General features: G+C 67.4%; 13 protein-coding genes. 8 read left to right on the top strand and 5 right to left on the bottom strand.

Translation table 11 applies throughout. The annotated features are described in order from the left end of the window. The first annotated feature begins 30 nt into the window (after positions 1-30). The 6 genes from E2E30_RS10240 to E2E30_RS10215 all read left to right on the top strand — a co-directional run bounded on the left by E2E30_RS10240 (position 31) and on the right by E2E30_RS10215 (position 7,908). Positions 31-909: a hypothetical protein gene (locus E2E30_RS10240; protein WP_133189500.1), complete on the top strand. Its 879-nt coding sequence runs from the start codon at positions 31-33 to the stop codon at positions 907-909. Positions 910-1,331: 422 nt separating this feature from the next. Further along, positions 1,332-3,593, top strand: coding sequence for a glycoside hydrolase family 3 C-terminal domain-containing protein (locus E2E30_RS10235; protein WP_133189498.1), 2,262 nt, complete (start codon positions 1,332-1,334; stop codon positions 3,591-3,593). Positions 3,594-4,194: 601 nt separating this feature from the next. After that, on the top strand, positions 4,195-4,509 hold the full coding sequence (locus E2E30_RS10230; protein ID WP_133189496.1) for a phosphonate transporter: 315 nt from the start codon (positions 4,195-4,197) through the stop codon (positions 4,507-4,509). Between the two features lie 8 nt (positions 4,510-4,517). Beyond that, positions 4,518-5,807 (top strand): sensor domain-containing diguanylate cyclase, encoded by a 1,290-nt coding sequence (locus tag E2E30_RS10225; protein ID WP_133189494.1) that lies wholly within the window; start codon positions 4,518-4,520, stop codon positions 5,805-5,807. Then, the gene (locus tag E2E30_RS10220) at positions 5,804-6,973 is read left to right on the top strand and encodes an AMP-binding protein (RefSeq protein WP_133189492.1); all 1,170 of its coding nucleotides are present in this window, start codon (positions 5,804-5,806) and stop codon (positions 6,971-6,973) included. The genes E2E30_RS10225 and E2E30_RS10220 overlap by 4 nt, the downstream gene beginning before the upstream one ends. Further along, on the top strand, positions 6,970-7,908 hold the full coding sequence (locus tag E2E30_RS10215; protein WP_133189490.1) for an EAL domain-containing protein: 939 nt from the start codon (positions 6,970-6,972) through the stop codon (positions 7,906-7,908). The genes E2E30_RS10220 and E2E30_RS10215 overlap by 4 nt, the downstream gene beginning before the upstream one ends. Here the strand turns inward: E2E30_RS10215 and E2E30_RS10210 are convergent. Both E2E30_RS10210 and E2E30_RS10205 read right to left on the bottom strand, forming a co-directional pair. Beyond that, positions 7,847-8,479, bottom strand: a complete 633-nt coding sequence (locus E2E30_RS10210; protein WP_206365556.1) for a peptidylprolyl isomerase — start codon at positions 8,477-8,479, stop codon at positions 7,847-7,849. The genes E2E30_RS10215 and E2E30_RS10210 overlap by 62 nt on opposite strands. Positions 8,480-8,633: 154 nt before the next feature. After that, positions 8,634-10,247, bottom strand: coding sequence for a M28 family peptidase (locus E2E30_RS10205; protein WP_240698907.1), 1,614 nt, complete (start codon positions 10,245-10,247; stop codon positions 8,634-8,636). Positions 10,248-10,439: 192 nt separating this feature from the next. On the opposite strand from E2E30_RS10205, the gene E2E30_RS20750 reads away from it, so the two are divergent. Further along, on the top strand, positions 10,440-10,583 hold the full coding sequence (locus E2E30_RS20750) for a hypothetical protein (protein WP_165954417.1): 144 nt from the start codon (positions 10,440-10,442) through the stop codon (positions 10,581-10,583). Continuing rightward, the gene (rsgA, locus tag E2E30_RS10200) at positions 10,570-11,646 is read left to right on the top strand and encodes a ribosome small subunit-dependent GTPase A (protein ID WP_335925396.1); all 1,077 of its coding nucleotides are present in this window, start codon (positions 10,570-10,572) and stop codon (positions 11,644-11,646) included. Before E2E30_RS20750 ends, rsgA begins: the two co-directional genes overlap by 14 nt. Positions 11,647-11,664: 18 nt before the next feature. Here the strand turns inward: rsgA and uxuA are convergent, their stop codons facing one another. Genes uxuA through E2E30_RS10185 form a run of 3 tightly spaced genes read right to left on the bottom strand, consistent with a single transcriptional unit; the run spans position 11,665 to position 16,849 of the window. Then, positions 11,665-12,825 carry a mannonate dehydratase gene (gene uxuA, locus E2E30_RS10195; RefSeq protein ID WP_133189488.1) on the bottom strand — a complete coding sequence of 387 codons (1,161 nt, stop codon included), beginning with the start codon at positions 12,823-12,825 and terminating at the stop codon, positions 11,665-11,667. Positions 12,826-12,834: 9 nt separating this feature from the next. Then, on the bottom strand, positions 12,835-14,124 hold the full coding sequence (locus E2E30_RS10190; RefSeq protein WP_133189486.1) for an MFS transporter: 1,290 nt from the start codon (positions 14,122-14,124) through the stop codon (positions 12,835-12,837). A gap of 31 nt (positions 14,125-14,155) precedes the next feature. After that, positions 14,156-16,849, bottom strand: a complete 2,694-nt coding sequence (locus E2E30_RS10185; RefSeq protein WP_206365554.1) for a glycoside hydrolase family 2 TIM barrel-domain containing protein — start codon at positions 16,847-16,849, stop codon at positions 14,156-14,158. Positions 16,850-17,159: the final 310 nt, after the last annotated feature.

Here is a 17,159-nt window from a genome sequence, read left to right as displayed (position 1 = left end):
CCCGGCAATTTTCTACCAACAGGAGTGACTATGGCTACCAATCTGACACCCGGCTTCGTGCCGGTCGACGACGCGCGTCTGGTAAAGACGCCGACGCGCATTTCGTGGGGTGCAATCTTCGCCGGCGTCGTGCTGGCGATCGCGATCCAGCTCGTGCTCGGCATCCTCGGCACGGGCATCGGGCTCAGCCTCGTAGATCCGGTCGAAGGCACGACACCGGGGGCGACTGGCTTCGGCATCGGCGCCGGCTTGTACTGGATCGTGACGACGGTGATCGCGCTGGGTGCGGGCGGCTACGCCGCGGCGCGCGTCGCTGGCGTGCACGATCGCTTCGATGGGCTGGTCCACGGCCTGGTCGTCTGGGGCGTCACGCTGATCCTGACGCTGTATCTGCTCACGTCGGCGGTCGGCGGGATCATCGGCGGCGCGTTCCGCACCGTTGGTGCGGTTGCAGGCGCAGCCGGTAGCGGGATTGGTGCGGCGGCTCCCAAGGTTGCCGACGTGGCTGGCGTCGATACGTCCGACGTCCGCAACGAAGCCGCTGGCTATCTGTCGACCGCACCGTCCGACCCGGCGCAGATGACGCCCGAGCAGGCGCAGAAGGAAATCGCCAAGCAGTTGCCCGCGCTCGCCCGCGGTGGCACCGACGGCGCGCAGGCCGAGAGCCGGATCGTCGACATCGTCGCCGCCCAGCGCAAAATCAGCCGTCCCGAGGCACAGGCCCAGGTGACGCAAGCCAAGGCGCAGTTCGTCAAGACCAAGAACGCCGCGATCACCACCGCCAAGTCGGCGACCGACACCGCCGCCGGTGTGGCAGCGGGTACGTCGTTCATGCTGGTGATCGCGCTGCTGATCGGCGCAGGTGCCGCCAGCTTCGGGGCGACCACGGCCACGCGCCGCCGCCTCTAACACTCGAGCAGTGCCGCCCGGATCCCGGGCGGCACTGTGGTGATGCGACGTGTCCTGCGGTTCGGTCTTCAGCCGGTTGCCGCAGGACACCGACCAGACGGCCTTGCACGTGCAGGTCGATCGGCCAGAGCCTACCCAACCCCGCAGCAAGCCGTCGGCATCGATCCGACCTTTCTGCCGAGCGATTGCGGCAGCATCGCGCTTGTCGGGGCCGCCGCTTGGCCGCACCGATTGCTGCGCAACGCAGCGATGCAGCATGACCAAGATCGGCGCCGCGAAAGCGCGATGCGGCCCTGGCAAATGCCGGGCGCGAAAGGCAGCTTTGCCAGCTGTTTACCTGTCAAAGACGCCCGCATATACGATGCTAGATACGGCGTACGGTCCGGAGTACGGCGCGACGCCTACCGAGAGAGGATTTCTTGATGACGCTTCGTGTCGCCGCCATGCCCTTGCTGCTCGTCGCCGCGACCGCGTCCGCCCAAGTCGCCGCACCACCGCCGCCTGCGAAGGTCGCACCGGTCGCCGGGACACCGGTGCTGCCCGCCTGGACCAAGCCTGCGATCCGCGGCGCGTGGAACGATGCGAAGCGCGATCCCGACGCGCGCGCCACGGCGCTGGTTTCGGCGATGACCCGCGACGAGAAGCTGACGCTGGTGTTCGGCTATTTCGGCACCGACTTCCCGGTCTCGCTCTACAAGGCTCCGGCCGAGGCGCATGCCGGCTCGGCTGGCTATGTGCCTGCGATCGCGCGGCTCGGTATTCCGGCGCAGCATCAAACCGACGCCGGGATCGGCGTCGCGACGCAGGGGGGTGCCGCGGTCAAGCGCGAGCGAACCGCTTTGCCGTCGAACCTTGCGATCGCCGCGAGCTGGGACGTGGCGATCGCGCATGCCGGCGGCGCGATGATCGGCGACGAAGCGCGCCGTTCGGGCTTCAACGTCATGCTGGCGGGCGGGGTCGATCTGCTGCGCGAGCCGCGCAACGGCCGCAACTTCGAATATGGCGGCGAGGATCCGCTGCTCGCCGGGACGATCGTGGCCGAGCAAGTCCGCGGCATCCAGTCGAACCACGTCATCTCGACGATCAAGCATTATGCGTTCAACGATCAGGAAACCGACCGCAACGCCGGCAATTCGATCATCGCGCACAGCGCGGCGCGCGTGTCCGACCTGCTCGCCTTCCAGCTGGCCATCGAGCGCGCCGATCCGGGGTCGATCATGTGTTCGTACAACCGCGTCGACGGCGCCTATGCCTGCGAGAATAGCTGGCTGCTGACCGATGTCCTGCGCACCGACTGGGGCTTCAAGGGCTATGTGATGAGCGATTGGGGGGCGACACACAGCACCGCGCCCGCCGCCAATGCCGGGCTCGACCAGGATTCGGGCTTTCCCTTCGACACGCAGCCCTTCTTCGCCGCGCCGCTCCGCCAGGCGATCGACAGTGGCGCAGTAACGCCGGCGCGGCTCGACCTCATGACGCACCGCATCCTCCGCGCGATGTTCGCGCAAGGGTTGTTCGAGCGTCCGGTCAGCGAACAGCCGATCGATCTTCCCGCGCATGCCGCCGTCACGCGCGCCGCAGCGGAGGCGGGCGCGGTGTTGCTCAAGAATGACGGTGACGTGCTGCCGCTCGCCGCGACCGCAAAGCGGATCGTCGTGATCGGCGGCCATGCCGACAAGGGCGTGCTCGCCGGCGGTGGGTCCTCGCTCGTCTATCCGGTCGGCGGCAATGCCGTGCCGGGGCTTCTGCCAAAGACCTGGCCCGGCCCGATCATGTATTATCCGTCTTCACCGCTCGACGAGATCAAGCACCGTGCGCCGGGCGCCGACGTCGCCTTCGCCGATGGCAGCGATCCTGCCGCCGCCGCCGCGCTGGCGCGCGGCGCCGATGTCGTGATCGTGTTCGCGACGCAGTGGCAGGGGGAATCGTTCGACGTGCCGATGGCGCTCGACGGCGCGCAGGATGCGCTGATCGACGCGGTCGGCGCGGCCAATTCCAAGACGGTCGTCGTGCTTGAAACCGGCAGCCAGGTCGCGATGCCGTGGATCGGCAAGGTCGGAGCGGTGCTCGAGGCGTGGTATCCCGGCACGGCCGGCGGCGCGGCGATCGCCAATCTGCTGTTCGGCACGACCAATCCGTCGGGGCGCTTGCCGATGACCTTTGCGAGCAGTGTCGACCAGTTGCCCGATCCGGCCAAGCCGCATGCCGGCGACGTCGTCTACAAGGAAGGCGCGACGGTCGGCTATAAGTGGTTCGACGCGAAGGCGATCACGCCGCTCTTCGCCTTCGGCCACGGCCTGTCCTATACGCGCTTCGCCACCGACGGGCTGACCGCGACCGCCGCCAACGGCGCGCTGACCGCCAGCTTCACGGTGCGCAACACCGGTGCGCGTGCTGGCGCGACGGTGCCGCAAATCTATGTCGCGCCGGTCGCGGGTGGATGGGAAGCGCCCAAGCGGCTCGGTGGCTTCACCAAGGTCGCGCTGGCACCCGGCGCGCGCCAGACGGTGGCGGTGACGGTCGATCCACGCTTGCTCGCGACGTGGGACGAAGCCGGACATCAGTGGCGGATCGCGGGTGGTCGCTACAAGGTGATGCTCGCCGACTCGGCGACCGACATTCGCCAGACCGTGACGGTGAGCCTGCCAGCGCGGACCATGCCGGCGACATGGCGCGCGCGGTAAGCGGCGTCCCCTGTTTTCTCTCGGCCCCCACCGGGGCTCGACGAATGCCGCCCGCGCGACAGCTGTTCCTCACCCGCCGTCGATGACGTGGGCTTGGCCTGTCGGGAAGGCCTACTCGAAGCGTGCCAGACCGAGCGCCAGCGCGGCGATCTCGGCGCGCGCGGTCGTCATCGCGGGTGTCGCGCAGCCGTTGCCGGAGCGAGCGGGAAGCGACCGTCCCCGGTTCGATCGCATTGCGGCGGAGCGCGGCTTGAGGCCGTGGATACCAATGAAATCCCATCGCTCGACATATTTCCCCGGCGGGCGCTGTCGCAGTGTCGGCCGCTGCGGCCACAGCGACGAACCTCTGGCAGGCGGCGGGCAACCTGCCTGAGCACGAGTCGCACGGGCAAGCGGGCTCCAACCCTGGGTGCGATGCGCGAGAGCCTGCCACCCCGACTGACAGATACGCTGGCGTGCCGGTGTCGTTGCGGGAATGTAACCGAATCAGCCTTTTAAGGTAATCTTTAGGTCTGGCGGTGCAGGGAAATGGATCACAGGAGCTTTGTTTGTGCCTCAGGAAATTGCGTTCGAATCCCTTTCCCTCACGACCCTAGACGGAATGAGCGACGTCGAACGCGATGCCTTGCCGTTCGGGATCGTCGGGTTCCCTGCGGACACGACGGTGCAGGTCTATAACGCCACCGAGGCACGCCTTTCGGGGCTCGACCGTGCCAGCGTCATGGGCGTCCCGTTCTTCGAGGCGGTCGCGCAGTGCATGAACAACTTCATGGTTGCGCAGCGGTTCGAGGAAGAGCCTGAAATCGACGACATCGTGCCCTATGTCCTGACGCTGCGCATGCGGCCGACCAAGGTGCGGCTGCGCCTGCTGGCCTCGCCCGAAACGGCGCGCCGCTACGTTCTCATCGAACGCTAGGAGCCGCCATGACCGAGCGGTCGAGTGAAGAGCAGCTGCTCGAGTTCCTTTACGCATGCCCGGTCGGCCTGCTCGAATGCGACCTGGCGGGCGAGATCGGGATGATGAATCCGCACGCCATGCAGCATCTGCTGCCGTTGGCGGGCCCGCGCGATGCCGGCAATCTGTTTTCGGCGTTGGAACAGCATGCGCCCGAGCTGCGCAGCATCGCTGCCGCGTTCGCCCCCGCGACTGGACGCGTCTGCGACGGCCATCGCATCTTCGTCGAGCTCGGATGTGCGCGGCGTACTACCCCGCGCAAGGTGCTGGCGTGCACGATGGTAAAACTTGCGCCCGATCGGCTGATGGTGACGCTGACCGATATCAGCCAGCAAGTCGTGCAGGAACAGCGGCTTCGCCAAGCGGACACGTGGTTCGCAACGCTGCTGAATGGGATCAACGATTATGCGGCGCTGACCGTCCGGCCGGACGGTGAGGTCATCACTGGCGATCCCGGCTTCACGCGCCAGACGGGATACGATCTTGCCGCGGTGATCGGTCAAAAACTCGGCGACGTGCTGAAGACCGATACGACCGGCGGGGACTTGCGTCTGGACGAGCAACTGGTGGTCGCCGAGCGGGATGGCTGGCACCTGCAGGAAGGCTGGCAGCAGCGTGCCAATGGCGAGCGCTATTGGTGCCAGCGTCTGGTGGTCGCGCGCTCGCGCGATGACGAAACGGGCCCGATCGGCTTCTCCGTGATCCTGCGCGACGTGCCGCGGCGCGAGGCGGCGGCCGAGGATCTGCGACGCGTGCTGACTCGCGACCATCTCACCGGTGCCGCCAACCGGCGGCATTTCAGCCACGCAATGGAACGCGAGCAGACGCGGTGGCGCGACCTGCGGCATTCGCTGTCGCTGATCATGCTCGATCTCGATCATTTCAAGGCGATCAACGACACTTACGGGCATCCCGTCGGTGACATCATGTTGCGCCGCGTCGCGGAGGCGTGCGCACCGTTGCTCCCGCCGCGTGGCGTATTCGCGCGGCTTGGGGGTGAGGAATTCGCTGCGCTGCTGCCACGGTACGATGGGGAACAGGCAATCGGGCTCGCCGAGGACCTGCGCGCGGCCATCGCCGCAATCGAGGTCGAGACGGCGGGCACGATATTGACGCTGACAGCCAGCTTCGGCTGCGCGACGCTGGATGAAGCGGACGGTTCGATCGACGCGCTGATCGCGCTGGCGGACAAGCGGCTGTATGCGGCCAAACGCGGCGGACGCAATCAGGTGTTCCAACCACAAGCCGCTGCAGCGTGAGCAGCGTCGAACTGCGGCGCTCCGCCGTGCATCGCATCGCGTGTGCCGCTGTGGCCGCCGAAGTGCGGCGAATCCGGGAAACGGTTCTGCCACCGCTTGTCGAGGGCATCTGGCCCGAGGCGATGGCGATCGACGAGGCGGGGCTTGGGCTCGATTCGCTCGAGCAGCTCGGCGCGCTCGGCGCGTTGGCGGAGATGTTCGATCTCGACGATAGCCTGCTCGATGAGGCTCCACCGAGCACCGTCGGCGCGTGGATCGACTGGATCATGGCCGGGCAGACCGCGGCGGACAGCAACATGACGGTCAGGACGTCGGGTTCTACCGGAGAGAAGCGGCCGTGCGTCCATGCCACGTCCGATCTGCTCGACGAGGCGGCGTGGCTTGCGGCGCGGTTTGCCGATCGGCGGCGCATCGTCGCGCTGGTTCCCGCAAACCATCTGTACGGCATCGTCTGGACCGCATTGGTGCCGAGCGTGCTTGGCGTTCCGATCGTCGTGCGTACGCTCGGCGCGCCGCTCGGCCTCGTCGCTGGCGATCTCGTCGTCGCGGTCCCCGAACAGTGGCAGGCGGCGCTGCGGCTGATCCGCCGTTTCCCCGAAGACGTGGTCGGCGTCAGTTCGGCAGGCGTGCTCGACGCATCGGTTGCCGATGCGCTGCGTGCGGCGGGGCTGGCGCGCCTGGTGGACGTCTATGGCGCATCGGAGACCAGCGCCATCGCGATCCGCGAAGTGCCGGCGGCGCGTTATGACCTGTTGCCGCGGTGGCGCCTTGTTCCGCACGGCGCGGACGACTGGCAGCTCAGCGACCGCGCTGGCGTGATCACGGACTTGCCCGATCACGTCGAGCGAACGGGCGATCGCGCCTTTCGGCTGCTCGGTCGGCGGGATGGCGCCGTGCAAGTCGCAGGACATAATGTCTGGCCGGCCCGCGTCATCGAAGCGTTGAGATCGGTCGATGGAGTGGCGGAGGCGGCTGTCCGGCTAAACGCAGCCGGGCGGCTCAAGGCCTTCATCGTGCCGTGCGATCGGCAAGATCCTGTCACCCTCGGCGTCCTCCTCGAGCAGGTCGCGGCGGAGCAACTGACGGTTCACGAACGGCCCAAGAGCTTCCGTTTCGGGGCGGCGCTGCCCCGCAACGCGATGGGTAAATTGGAAGATTGGGCATGAACGACGGTGAAGTCGGCATCGGCGCTGCTGCGTATCCCGCCAAGGCGGCTTGTGCGGGTTGCAAGACCAGCAAGCCGTTGAAGACGCAAATCACCATGGCCTTCCAGCCGATCGTCGACATCGCGAGCGGATCGGTCTTCGCCTATGAGGCGCTGGTACGGGGCATCGCCGGCCAATCCGCGGCCGAGGTGATCGCGAGTGTCGAACCGGACGTGATCTACAAGTTCGACCAGACCTGCCGCGTCAAGGCGATCGAGCTCGCCGGGGGTCTGTTCGCGCCCGACAACGCAACGAAGCTCTCGATCAACTTCATGCCCAATGCCGTGTACGAGCCGAACGCCTGTATCCGGGCGTCGCTCGCGGCGGCACGGCGTGTCGGGTTCGATCCGGCGCGGTTGATGTTCGAATTCACCGAAGACGAGCGGATGCGCGATGTCACCCACGTCCGTAGGATCATCGAGGCCTATCGCGCGCGCGGCTTCACCACCGCGATCGATGATTTCGGTGCCGGTTATGCTGGCCTCGGCTTGCTCGCCGATCTTCGCCCGGACATGCTTAAGCTCGACATGGCGCTCATCCGCGGAATCGATTCCTCGATGGCGCGGCAGACGATCGTCGCGGGCGTCGCTCGGATGGCCGAAGCGCTCGGTATCGGTTGCATCGCCGAGGGGATCGAGACGGCCGCGGAATTGCAGACGCTGAAGACGATCGGGATCCGCCTTGCCCAGGGCTATCTGCTCGGCCGGCCTGCAATCGAAGCGCTTCCGCCCAGCTACCTGGTGCCGCCGCGTGGGGTGCTCGCGTTGGAGGACGCGCGGAGTACCCTCAACCGAGCATGGCCTTGGTCTGCACCGGTGCCCGAAGCGAGCGCGGCTAGGGTTTTGCCCGCCGCGCCGTCAGAACCTTTACCGGTGCTATCGGCACTTCGCCCTTGAATGCGCCACGCTGCGTGGCGGTCGGCGAGACGGGCGCGTCCATGATGCCGACGATCACGTCCATCCCCTCCACGACGTGGCCGAACGCCGCATAGCCAAGATTGTCCGCGGGCTGCCCCCGCCCGGCGTCGAGCGAATGCGTCTGATCGCCGACGCTGATCGTGAATTCGCCGCCGCCGGTGCCCGGCGCGCGGCGGGCGAGCGAGATTTCGCCGTCGGTGTGGTGAAGGCCGGTCTGTGTCGTCGGTTCGTGGGCGATTGGCGGGAGCAAGCGCTTGGGGTCACTGTTCGCCCCGAATTGCACGAAACCAAAATGATCGGCGGCTCTCACCGCGCGGTAGAATTCGGTGCCGTCGAGCTTCTTCTGTTCGACGTATTTGAGGAAATTGCCGGCGGTGATCGGCGCTTTCACCGTCTCGAGTTCGATCACGATCCGTCCCGCACTGGTCTCCAGCGCGACGCGCGGCAGCATCGGGGATGGCGCGGCAACCGCCACCGGGGCGACCGCCGGCCCCTGCGCCAAAGTCGGGGCGCCAACAGCCACCAGCAGTGCGGCGAGACAGACCTTCATCGCATTTCCTTCTATCTATAAGGCGTGTCGAATAGCGTCCGTCCGTCGTCCCGGCCACTTCCGATGACGAAACCCGGTGGCGGCAAATGGAACATCGGCACGCCTCTCGCTTTGTGGGGCAAAGTGCGTCCAACTGGCGATGCGATGGATCGGCTCAACGCGGCGCGGCGCGAAGCGGGCTTCCGGACTTCCACGCCGGCGCGGTCGGCTGATCCGCGACGCGAGCCGCGAGCGTGTAGAAGAACCGGTTGAAGTCCGCGGCCGCTTGCCAGTCGATCGGCTGGTCGAGATCGTCCTGCGGCTTGTGATAGCCGGTCTTGTACCAGCGGCGGTAGATGCGCTCGCTCTCTGTGCCCGGGCGGTAGCCGAAGACGAACGCGGTCGCCGGAATCCCGGCCTGGAGGAAGGGCCATTGGTCGGCGCGGCGCAGCAGATTGCGCTCCGGCTCCGGATCGGGCTGGACGGCGATCTGCAGGCCGGCGGCGACCGCGCGCGCATCGTCGCCGAGCGTGGTGTCCGTGAGCGCGTGTACCGTCAGCAGCCGAAGCGGGAAGATCGGGCGCAATTGGTCGAGGTTGATATCGGCGGCGATGTGCGCGATCGGTACCGTCGGATGCGCGACGAACCAGCGCGCGCCGAGCAGGCCCTTTTCCTCGCCGGTGAAAGCGGCGAACAGCACTGGCCGCCGAAACCCGGACTGGTGCCGCCGCTCGGCCAAGCGGATCAGCAACGCGACATAGGCGGCGTCGTCGAGCGTGCCGTTGTAGATGCGGTCGCCGGCGACGGGTTCGCCGGGGCCGTAGCCGTCGAGATGCGCCGACAGAACGATCGTCTGCGCGGCAAGCGCGGCATCGGTGCCCGGCAAGCGTGCAAGCACATTGGGCGCGCTGATCGCACGCTCCGCCAGTCGGAAATCGGCGCGGAAGCGGCCGGGGGTGTCGAAGGCGGGCAGGGGGGCGCCCGCGCTTCCCGCCGCGATCAGCTGCGCGGCATCGTGGCCGGCCCCTGCGATCATTCGGCCGAGCGCATCGGCATTGAGGATGAAACGGGCGATCCCCGGCGCCTCGGGCGCGCTGCCGCGGAGCCACACCGTGCGCGCATAGGCGAACGGCCAGCGCGGCGGCTCCACCGCGAAGCCGGGATCGGCGATGGTGACGAGCGCCAAGGCACCCGCCGTCTTCACCGTGGCGGCGCGATCGGCATCCGTAGGCAGGCCGGCCCGGTGGGTCCCGTGACAGATCACCACCTTGCCGCGCACATCGCCGAGCGTACCCGCCGCGCAATAGCCGCGATACGCGATCGCAGCGTCGAACCGCGTCGGCATGCTCGGATAAGGGTTCGTCATGATGTCGTGCAGGAACCGCAGCGGCCGGGAATCAATGCGCACCGTCGCCTGTTCGATCGACAACGCCTGCATCGGCACGCGCTGGAAATAGCTGCCATTCTCGCCGGCGGGTACGAGCCCGGCGGCCGCGAACCGCGCCGCCACCATCGTCGCGGCGCGCTCGTAAGCGGCCGAGCCAGTGTCGCGCCCCGCCATCGCATCGCCCGAAAGCGCGGCGGTCGTCGCCCACCAGGCGCGCGTGTCGGGATCGACCGGCAGAGGTCGGGACGCCCCGGTCAGGAGCAGGCAAAGCGGGATCACCGCGCGGACGGGCTTGAGCATAGCGGCGAAGCTGCCCAAAACGCGGCGCCGCGGCAAGGTGTACCGGTGCTCGACATCCACGTCGTCACTGCCGACGCGCGGACCGAGGTCTTCGTGCGGCACGCGCGTGATCGCGACGTCGGAGCGCGGCGTGCCACCCCGAGGGAACCCCGGTCGACCTACGGGGCGTCCCCGGCATCCTGCGTTGTGACGGCAGCACGTCCTGACCCTAGTCGCGAACGCCGGATCAGTGTAGCCGGAAGGCAAGAGTCTCGGGGCGAGTGCTGTGCTCACGCCGGACGATCGAGCTTCGGAGTGACCGACATACCACGCAAGACAAATTACGACTTCGAGCGCCGCGAGCGGGAAAAGACCAAAGCGGCCGAGACGGCGAAGAAGGCGCAAGCCAAGGCGGACAAGCGGGCCGTCGATCAGGCAACGCCGGATGCCGATGAATGAGGACGTCCTCAGGACGGCTGAAGCTGCGGTGAAAACGTCCGACCTCGGTCTCGCGCAGCTCGGCTGGAAAGCGTTCTTCAGCGAGCAGGTCTCTCTCGAGGAGAGCCGCAGCTTTCAGCCTGCCCGGGTGATTTCGGTTCACCGCGGAAGGGTGAGCGTTGCGGGTGAGGGGCTCGAAGATTCGATCCCCTCCAGTCTGCCCGTGGCAGGGGGCGCGGAGGACAGGCCGACCGTGGGCGACTGGCTGCTGGTCGACCGGAACAGCCGAACCATCGCGCGCATCTTGGCGCGGACGAGCCTGTTCAAGCGGCCTGCCCCCGGGGATGAGCGCCGGGTGCAGCTCATCGCCGCGAATGTCGACACGCTTTTCATCGTCACGGCGTGCAAGCAGGACTTCAACATCGCGCGGTTGGAACGCTATCTGGTGCTCGCGCGCGAGGTGGGTGTTCGTCCCGTCGTGGTCCTGACGAAGGCTGATCTATCGCCTGCGCCTGAGCTGCTGGTCGCTGCAGCGCGTGCGCTCCAGTCGGGATTGCAGGTGGAACTCGTCGACGGGCGAGATCCGGCGAGCGTCGCTCGCCTGGCAGACTATTGCGGCGTCGGACAGACCGTCGCGCTGGTGGGATCATCGGGTGTCGGCAAGTCCACGCTCGTAAAGACGTTGACGGGATCGAGCAGCATCGCAACCCAGGCGGTCCGTGAGGACGACGGCAAGGGCCGCCACACGACGACGGTCCGCGAGATGTATCGCCTCGCCAATGGCGCGAACGAAGGTGGCTGGCTGGTGGACACGCCCGGCATGCGCGAGCTCCAGATGTCCGAAGTGAGCACTGGAGTGACCGAGGTCTTTGACGATGTCACGAACGTGGCGCTCGAATGCCGGTTCTCGAACTGCACGCATATCGCGGAGCCCGGATGCGCTATCAACGCCGCGATGGCGGCGGGAGAGCTCGATCCCGCCCGCGTTGCCCGGTGGCGCAAGCTCGCGCACGAGGATGCGGCAAACAGCGGTGCCGCGGCCGCTCGCCGCTCTCGACCTGGAAACGCTGCAAACAGGCGATGACGCTTTCGGGCATGCCCGCTACCCCGCCGCGTAGGCGAGACCCCGTTCGAGCCCGCGCAATTCGGCAAGGCCCCGCATGCGGCCGAGCAACGAGTAACCCGGGTTGGTAATCCGCGCGAGATCATCGAGCATCTGATGACCGTGGTCTGGCCGCATCGGGATGCTGCGGTGTTCGCGCACCGACAAGCGATGCACTGCCGCGACGATCGCTGCCATCGCGGCGTCGCCGCCGAGATGCTCGGCCTCGTGGAACGCGCCGTCGGGCTCGCGCTGGACCGAGCGGAGATGCAGGAAACCGATGCGATCGCCGAGCCGATCGACCATTCCGGGCAAATCGTTGTCGGCGCGAACCCCGAGCGACCCCGTGCACAGGCACAGCCCGTTAGACCGGTTCGGTACGCGCGCGAAGAGGTTGGCGATGTCGGCTTCGGTGCTGACGACGCGCGGCAGGCCGAAGATCGGGAAGGGTGGGTCATCGGGATGGACAACTAGGCGGATGCCCAGCGCATCCGCGGTCGGACACACCGCCTCCAGAAACGCGACATGATGCTCGCGCAGCGTGGCGGCGTCGATCTCGGCATAGGTCTCGATTGCGCGCAGGAAGGCAGGCGAGGTGAAGCCTTCCTCGCTGCCCGGCAGCCCGGCGATGATCGTCCGTTCGAGCTCGCGGCGCGCGGCCTCGTCCATCGTCGCATAGCGCTGCTCGGCCGCAGCGCAGGTCGCCGCGTCGTAGCTCTCGGCCGCCCCCGGCCGCTGCAGGATGAACAGATCGTAGGCGGCGAGCGCGACCAGCTCGAAACGCAGCGCGCGCGCGCCGTCGGGCAATTCCCAGCCGAGGTCGGTGCGCGTCCAATCGAGCAGCGGCATGAAATTATAGGTCACCACGTCGATGCCGCAGGCCGCGAGGTTGGTCAGGCTCTGAGAATATTGCGCGATCAGGCGGTCCCACTCGGGTGAGCGCGTCTTGATCCCTTCGTCGACCGGCAGGCTCTCGACCACGCGCCAGTCGAGCCCGGCGGCGCGCACCATCGCCTTGCGCGCGGCGATCGCGTCGCGCTCCCACACCGCGCCATTGGGCACTTCGTGGAGCGCGGTCACCACTTCGGTCGCGCCCGCTTGCCGAATGGCGTGCAACTGCACCGGATCGTTCGGACCGAACCAGCGCATCGTCTGTGTCATTAACACGAATTAGCCTTTCTGCATTTCAACGGGTGCGCGCGGCTTGGCGCGCAACAGGCTCCACAGCACAGCGGCTGCGAGAAGATCGAGCGCCGCCAAGGCGGCAAAGAGCGGGTCATAGCCGACTGCGTCCGCGCTCTGCCCGATGAGCAGCGTGAACAGCATGCCGCCGATCCACGCGGAGGTACCGGCCATCCCGCTCGCGGTGCCGACCGTCCGGCTGTCGAACATGTCGGCGCATAGCGTGATCAGCGCGCCGCTCAGCATTTGATGCGCAAAGCCACCGACGCAGAACAGGATGATCGCGACGCCGGGGGCTCCCGCAAGGCCGATGCACGCCGGCCCGATCATGCACAGCGCGCCGACCGTCATCGTCACCTTGCGCGACGCGACCAGCGGCACGCCGCGCTTCATCAACCAGGTCGGCAGCACGCCCGCGGCAAGGCTGCCGAAGTCGGCGGCGAGAAAGGGCATCCACGCCCACAGTGCGATGCTCTTGAGATCGAGGTGCCATACCGACACGAGATAGAGCGGGATGAAGAAGTTGAAGGTCTGCCACGCCGGTTCCGCGAGGAAGCGCGGCACGGCGATACCCCAGAAGGCGCGGCTTCGCAGCAGGTCCTTGCGCGTCGCGGGCTTGGCGCTGACATCCTCGTCGCGCGCCGCGGTGATCGCCGCGCGTTCGGCCGGGCTCAGGCGCGGATGGTCGGCCGGGCTGCGATAGCTCCAATACCATAGCAACGCCCATATCAGGCTGAGCCCGCCGGTGACGATGAAGGCCGCCTGCCAGTTCCACGCGAGGATGCAGAAAGCGACCAGCGGCGGCGCGATCATGTTGCCGACGCTGGTGCCCATCTGGAACACGCTGGTGGCGAGCGGGCGCTCGCGCGGGGGGAACCATTCCGACACGGTCTTGGCGCCCGCCGGAATAGCCGCCGCTTCGCTCGCGCCGAGCAGCGCGCGGAACACGGCGAGGCTCGGCCAGCCGGTCGCCAGCGCGTGCGCCATGTTGGCGAGCGCCCAGCCGAGCGCGAAGAGGAAGAAGCCGAGCCGCGTGCCGAGCGCATCGAGCACCCCGCCCGCGACCGTCTGCATGATCGTGTAGCTCGCCTGGAAAGCGAGCACGACCCAGCTGTAATCCTCGGTCGTCATGCCGAATTCGGTCTTCAGACGCGGTGCCGCGACCGACAGCGTCGAGCGCGCGAGATAGTTGAGGATCGTCCCCAGCGTGACGAGCCCGATCAGCTTCCAGCGGAGCGGTACGTCGCGCCAACCGCGACCGGCGATCCTCAATGCCATGCCGCAATCCTCCGCTGGCGGGTCGACGCGATCATCGCAGGATCTCGATTGCCGAGACGATCGCGTCGCCCGTGCGCGGCACGAACGCCAGGTCGAGCTTGCCGCCGCGGACGGTGACGGTCGCGGTGCGGGTCAGCGCCTTGGCCGATCCGCCGGCGGTGCGCGCGATGTCGAGCCCCTGGACGATCGTGCGCCCATTGGCGGTGACGTCGAACACGCGAGCGCCGGGCGCCAGCGACGGTTCGACGAAGGTCAGCGCGACGCGATACTGCCCGTCGGGGAGCGGGACCGCATAGCTGAAGCGGCCCTCGCGATAGGTCGCAGCGACGGCGGCGTCCTGCGCTCCGGCGATCACGGCTGCGACGGCGGGCTTGCCGTAATCGGCCGGCTTGGTCAGCGTGCCGGCCTTGCCGCCGGTGAAGAAGGCATCCGATCCGAACCGCTGCGTCGCCTTCGCCGCGACGATCGCGCCGGCGTCGATCCGCACGTTGGCGGCGGCGTCGGGCGACAGCGTCCAGGTGAGGCTATCCTCTACGGTGCCGCCCCGTGCGGCGAGCGCGTTGTTGCCGGCCGTGAGCGCGACGTTTTGCCACACGCAGATCCGGTCGGGGCAATCGCTGCGTTGCCCGAGCGAGCGCCCGTTGAGCAACAGATCGGTCGTCGCGGCATTGCTGTAGACGCGCACGTCGGTCACCCGATAGGCGCGATCGGAATAGCGTCGGCCGGTGATGTGGACCGTCGGCGTCGCGCTCCAATTCGCCTTGTAGAAATAATAGGCGTCCTTGCGGATCGCGCGGTCGTAGGTGACGAGCCCCTTGGTGTTGATGTCCTGCGCGTCGCCCTCGGCACGGATCGTCGTCGCGAAATCGAACGCGTTCCACAGGAAGGTGCCCCACAGATACGGACGCGCCTTGAGCGCGCGCCATGCCTCCTCGTGGACATAGCTCTCATATTCCTCGGGCTGCGTGACGCCGCGTGAATCGATCGGGCCGCCCAGGACATCGTCGCTATGGATGCTGGTCGCGCCACCTGCGCCATATTCGGTGACCGACAGCGGCTGCTGCGGCCGCTTGGCGTGGAGCATGTCGAGATGCGGGCCGAGATCGCCGGGCACGCCGAAATACCAGCCGAAATAGCGATTGGCGCCGCCGAGATCGGCGGCGGTGGCGGTGGTCGGGATCGCGACCCCCTGATCGAACAGCCGCCCCTCACAGCACGTGGCGAGCGCGGTGGGGCGGCTCGGATCCTCGCGATGCGTGAGATCCTGCAGCGTCTTGAGCAACGGCATCGGATCGGGCGTCTTGCCGTCGGGGAAGCCGGTCAGGAAGGCCGGGAAGGAATTGCCGAAATCGACTTCATTGGCGATGCCCCAGGTGACCACCGAGGGATGGTTGCCGTTCTGGCGGATCAACTCGCGCATCTGCTGCTGCGCATTGTCGACCAGCGCGGCGCGCGGCTCGAGCTCGCCGCGCCGAGTCCAGGCGGACACCAGCGGAATCTCGTCCCACAACAGCAGGCCGTAGCGATCGGCGAGATCGTGGATCGTCTGGCCGTGCTGGTAATGCGTCAGGCGGATCGCGTTGACCCCCATCTCGCGCAGGATCGCCACGTCGGCGGCGACGTCGGCGGCGTCGATCGCCCAGCCTTTGCCCTCGTGATCCTGGTGATAGCCGACGCCGCGAAGCTGGACGTGCTTGCCGTTGAGGGACAGCCCCGCCTTGGGGTCGATCCGGATCGTGCGGATCCCGAACGGCTGGCGCACGCGATCGAGCAGACGGCCGTGCGCGTCCGTCACATCGACGGCGAGCGTGTAGAGATAGGGATCCTCGACGCCCTGCCACAGATGCGGATTGGCGACGGTGAGCTTCAGTGCCGCTTCCTGCGTCGCCGCCGCGGCGAGCGTTTGCGCCGTCTGCAGCGACGCCGCCACGCGGCCGTTCGTGTCGATCAGGCTGGCGGTGATGCGGACCGCGCCCGAACGGCGGCTCGCATTTGCGATGCGCGTCCGCACATTGACCTGCGCGGTGGCCGCCGTGGCGGCGGTGGTGGCCGCGGACACGCCCGAGCCGCCGAAATCGGCCAAGTCGATATGGATCGGATCGACCGCAATCAGCCGCACCGGGCGATAAAGGCCACCGTGGACGAAGAAGTCGCCGGTCAGCGGCAGGATGTCGGCGGTCGTCGCGTCCTTGCCGCCGGGCGCGCTATTGTCGGTCCGCACCACGAGCACGTTGTCGCCCGAGGCGCGCAGCGCGTCGGTGGCGTCGAGCCGGAAGCGCGAGAAGCCGCCGGCATGGTCGCCGAGTTTGGTGCCGTTGAGCCATACGCTCGCGGTACGGCTGGCGGCGTCGAATTCGAGCCAGATGCGCTTGCCGCGCATTGCCGCGGGCACGGCGAAGCGCTGGCGATACCAGCCGAGCCCCTGTGTCTTGTTGATCGTATCGGCGCGGTTGATGTGGCTTTGCGGATCGGGGCGATAGAAGCCGACGCGATTCCACGTGTGCGGCACTGCAACCGACTGCCAGTCGGCATCGTCGAACCCGGGGGTGGTCACCGCCTCGGGCGCATCGCCCTGGTGGAACCGCCAGCCGGTCGCCAGCGTGCTGGCAACCCGGGCATCGCTCGCTGCCGCTTCCGCCGCGATGGCCGGGGCGGACGCCATCATCAGTGCGGTCGCAGAGACAAGCGTTGCGGCGGCGATCCCGCGCATAAGACGGTCGTTCATGGTTTTCGCTCTCCTATCCGACCATCGATATCATTGCCGATGCGGTCTTACCAGATGGTGTGCTGTGCCAGTCGCAACTTTCTACCTCGCCGAAAAGGAAATGCGCGGAAGGCCGCAAAATGAGGATAATCCGGGTAATTTGTGGCAGAACCTGACGGTGATCTAACCACATCACGTTTTAAATGACCGTAATGCGCCGATAAGTGGCTAGACCAGACTGCGGCTACGCGGTGTCTTTTGAGGGTGAGGATTTTTGCGCAAGGGTATCGTCTGGCTCGGCGGCGTAGCGCAGTGGCTCGCCACTCCGTTT

This window comes from Sphingomonas sp. AAP5 (assembly GCF_004354345.1).
GTDB classification, from domain to species: Bacteria; Pseudomonadota; Alphaproteobacteria; order Sphingomonadales; family Sphingomonadaceae; genus Sphingomonas; species Sphingomonas glacialis.
The sequence above is the reverse complement of the archived record's forward strand: the minus strand, read 5'-3'. Positions and strand labels throughout refer to the sequence as shown.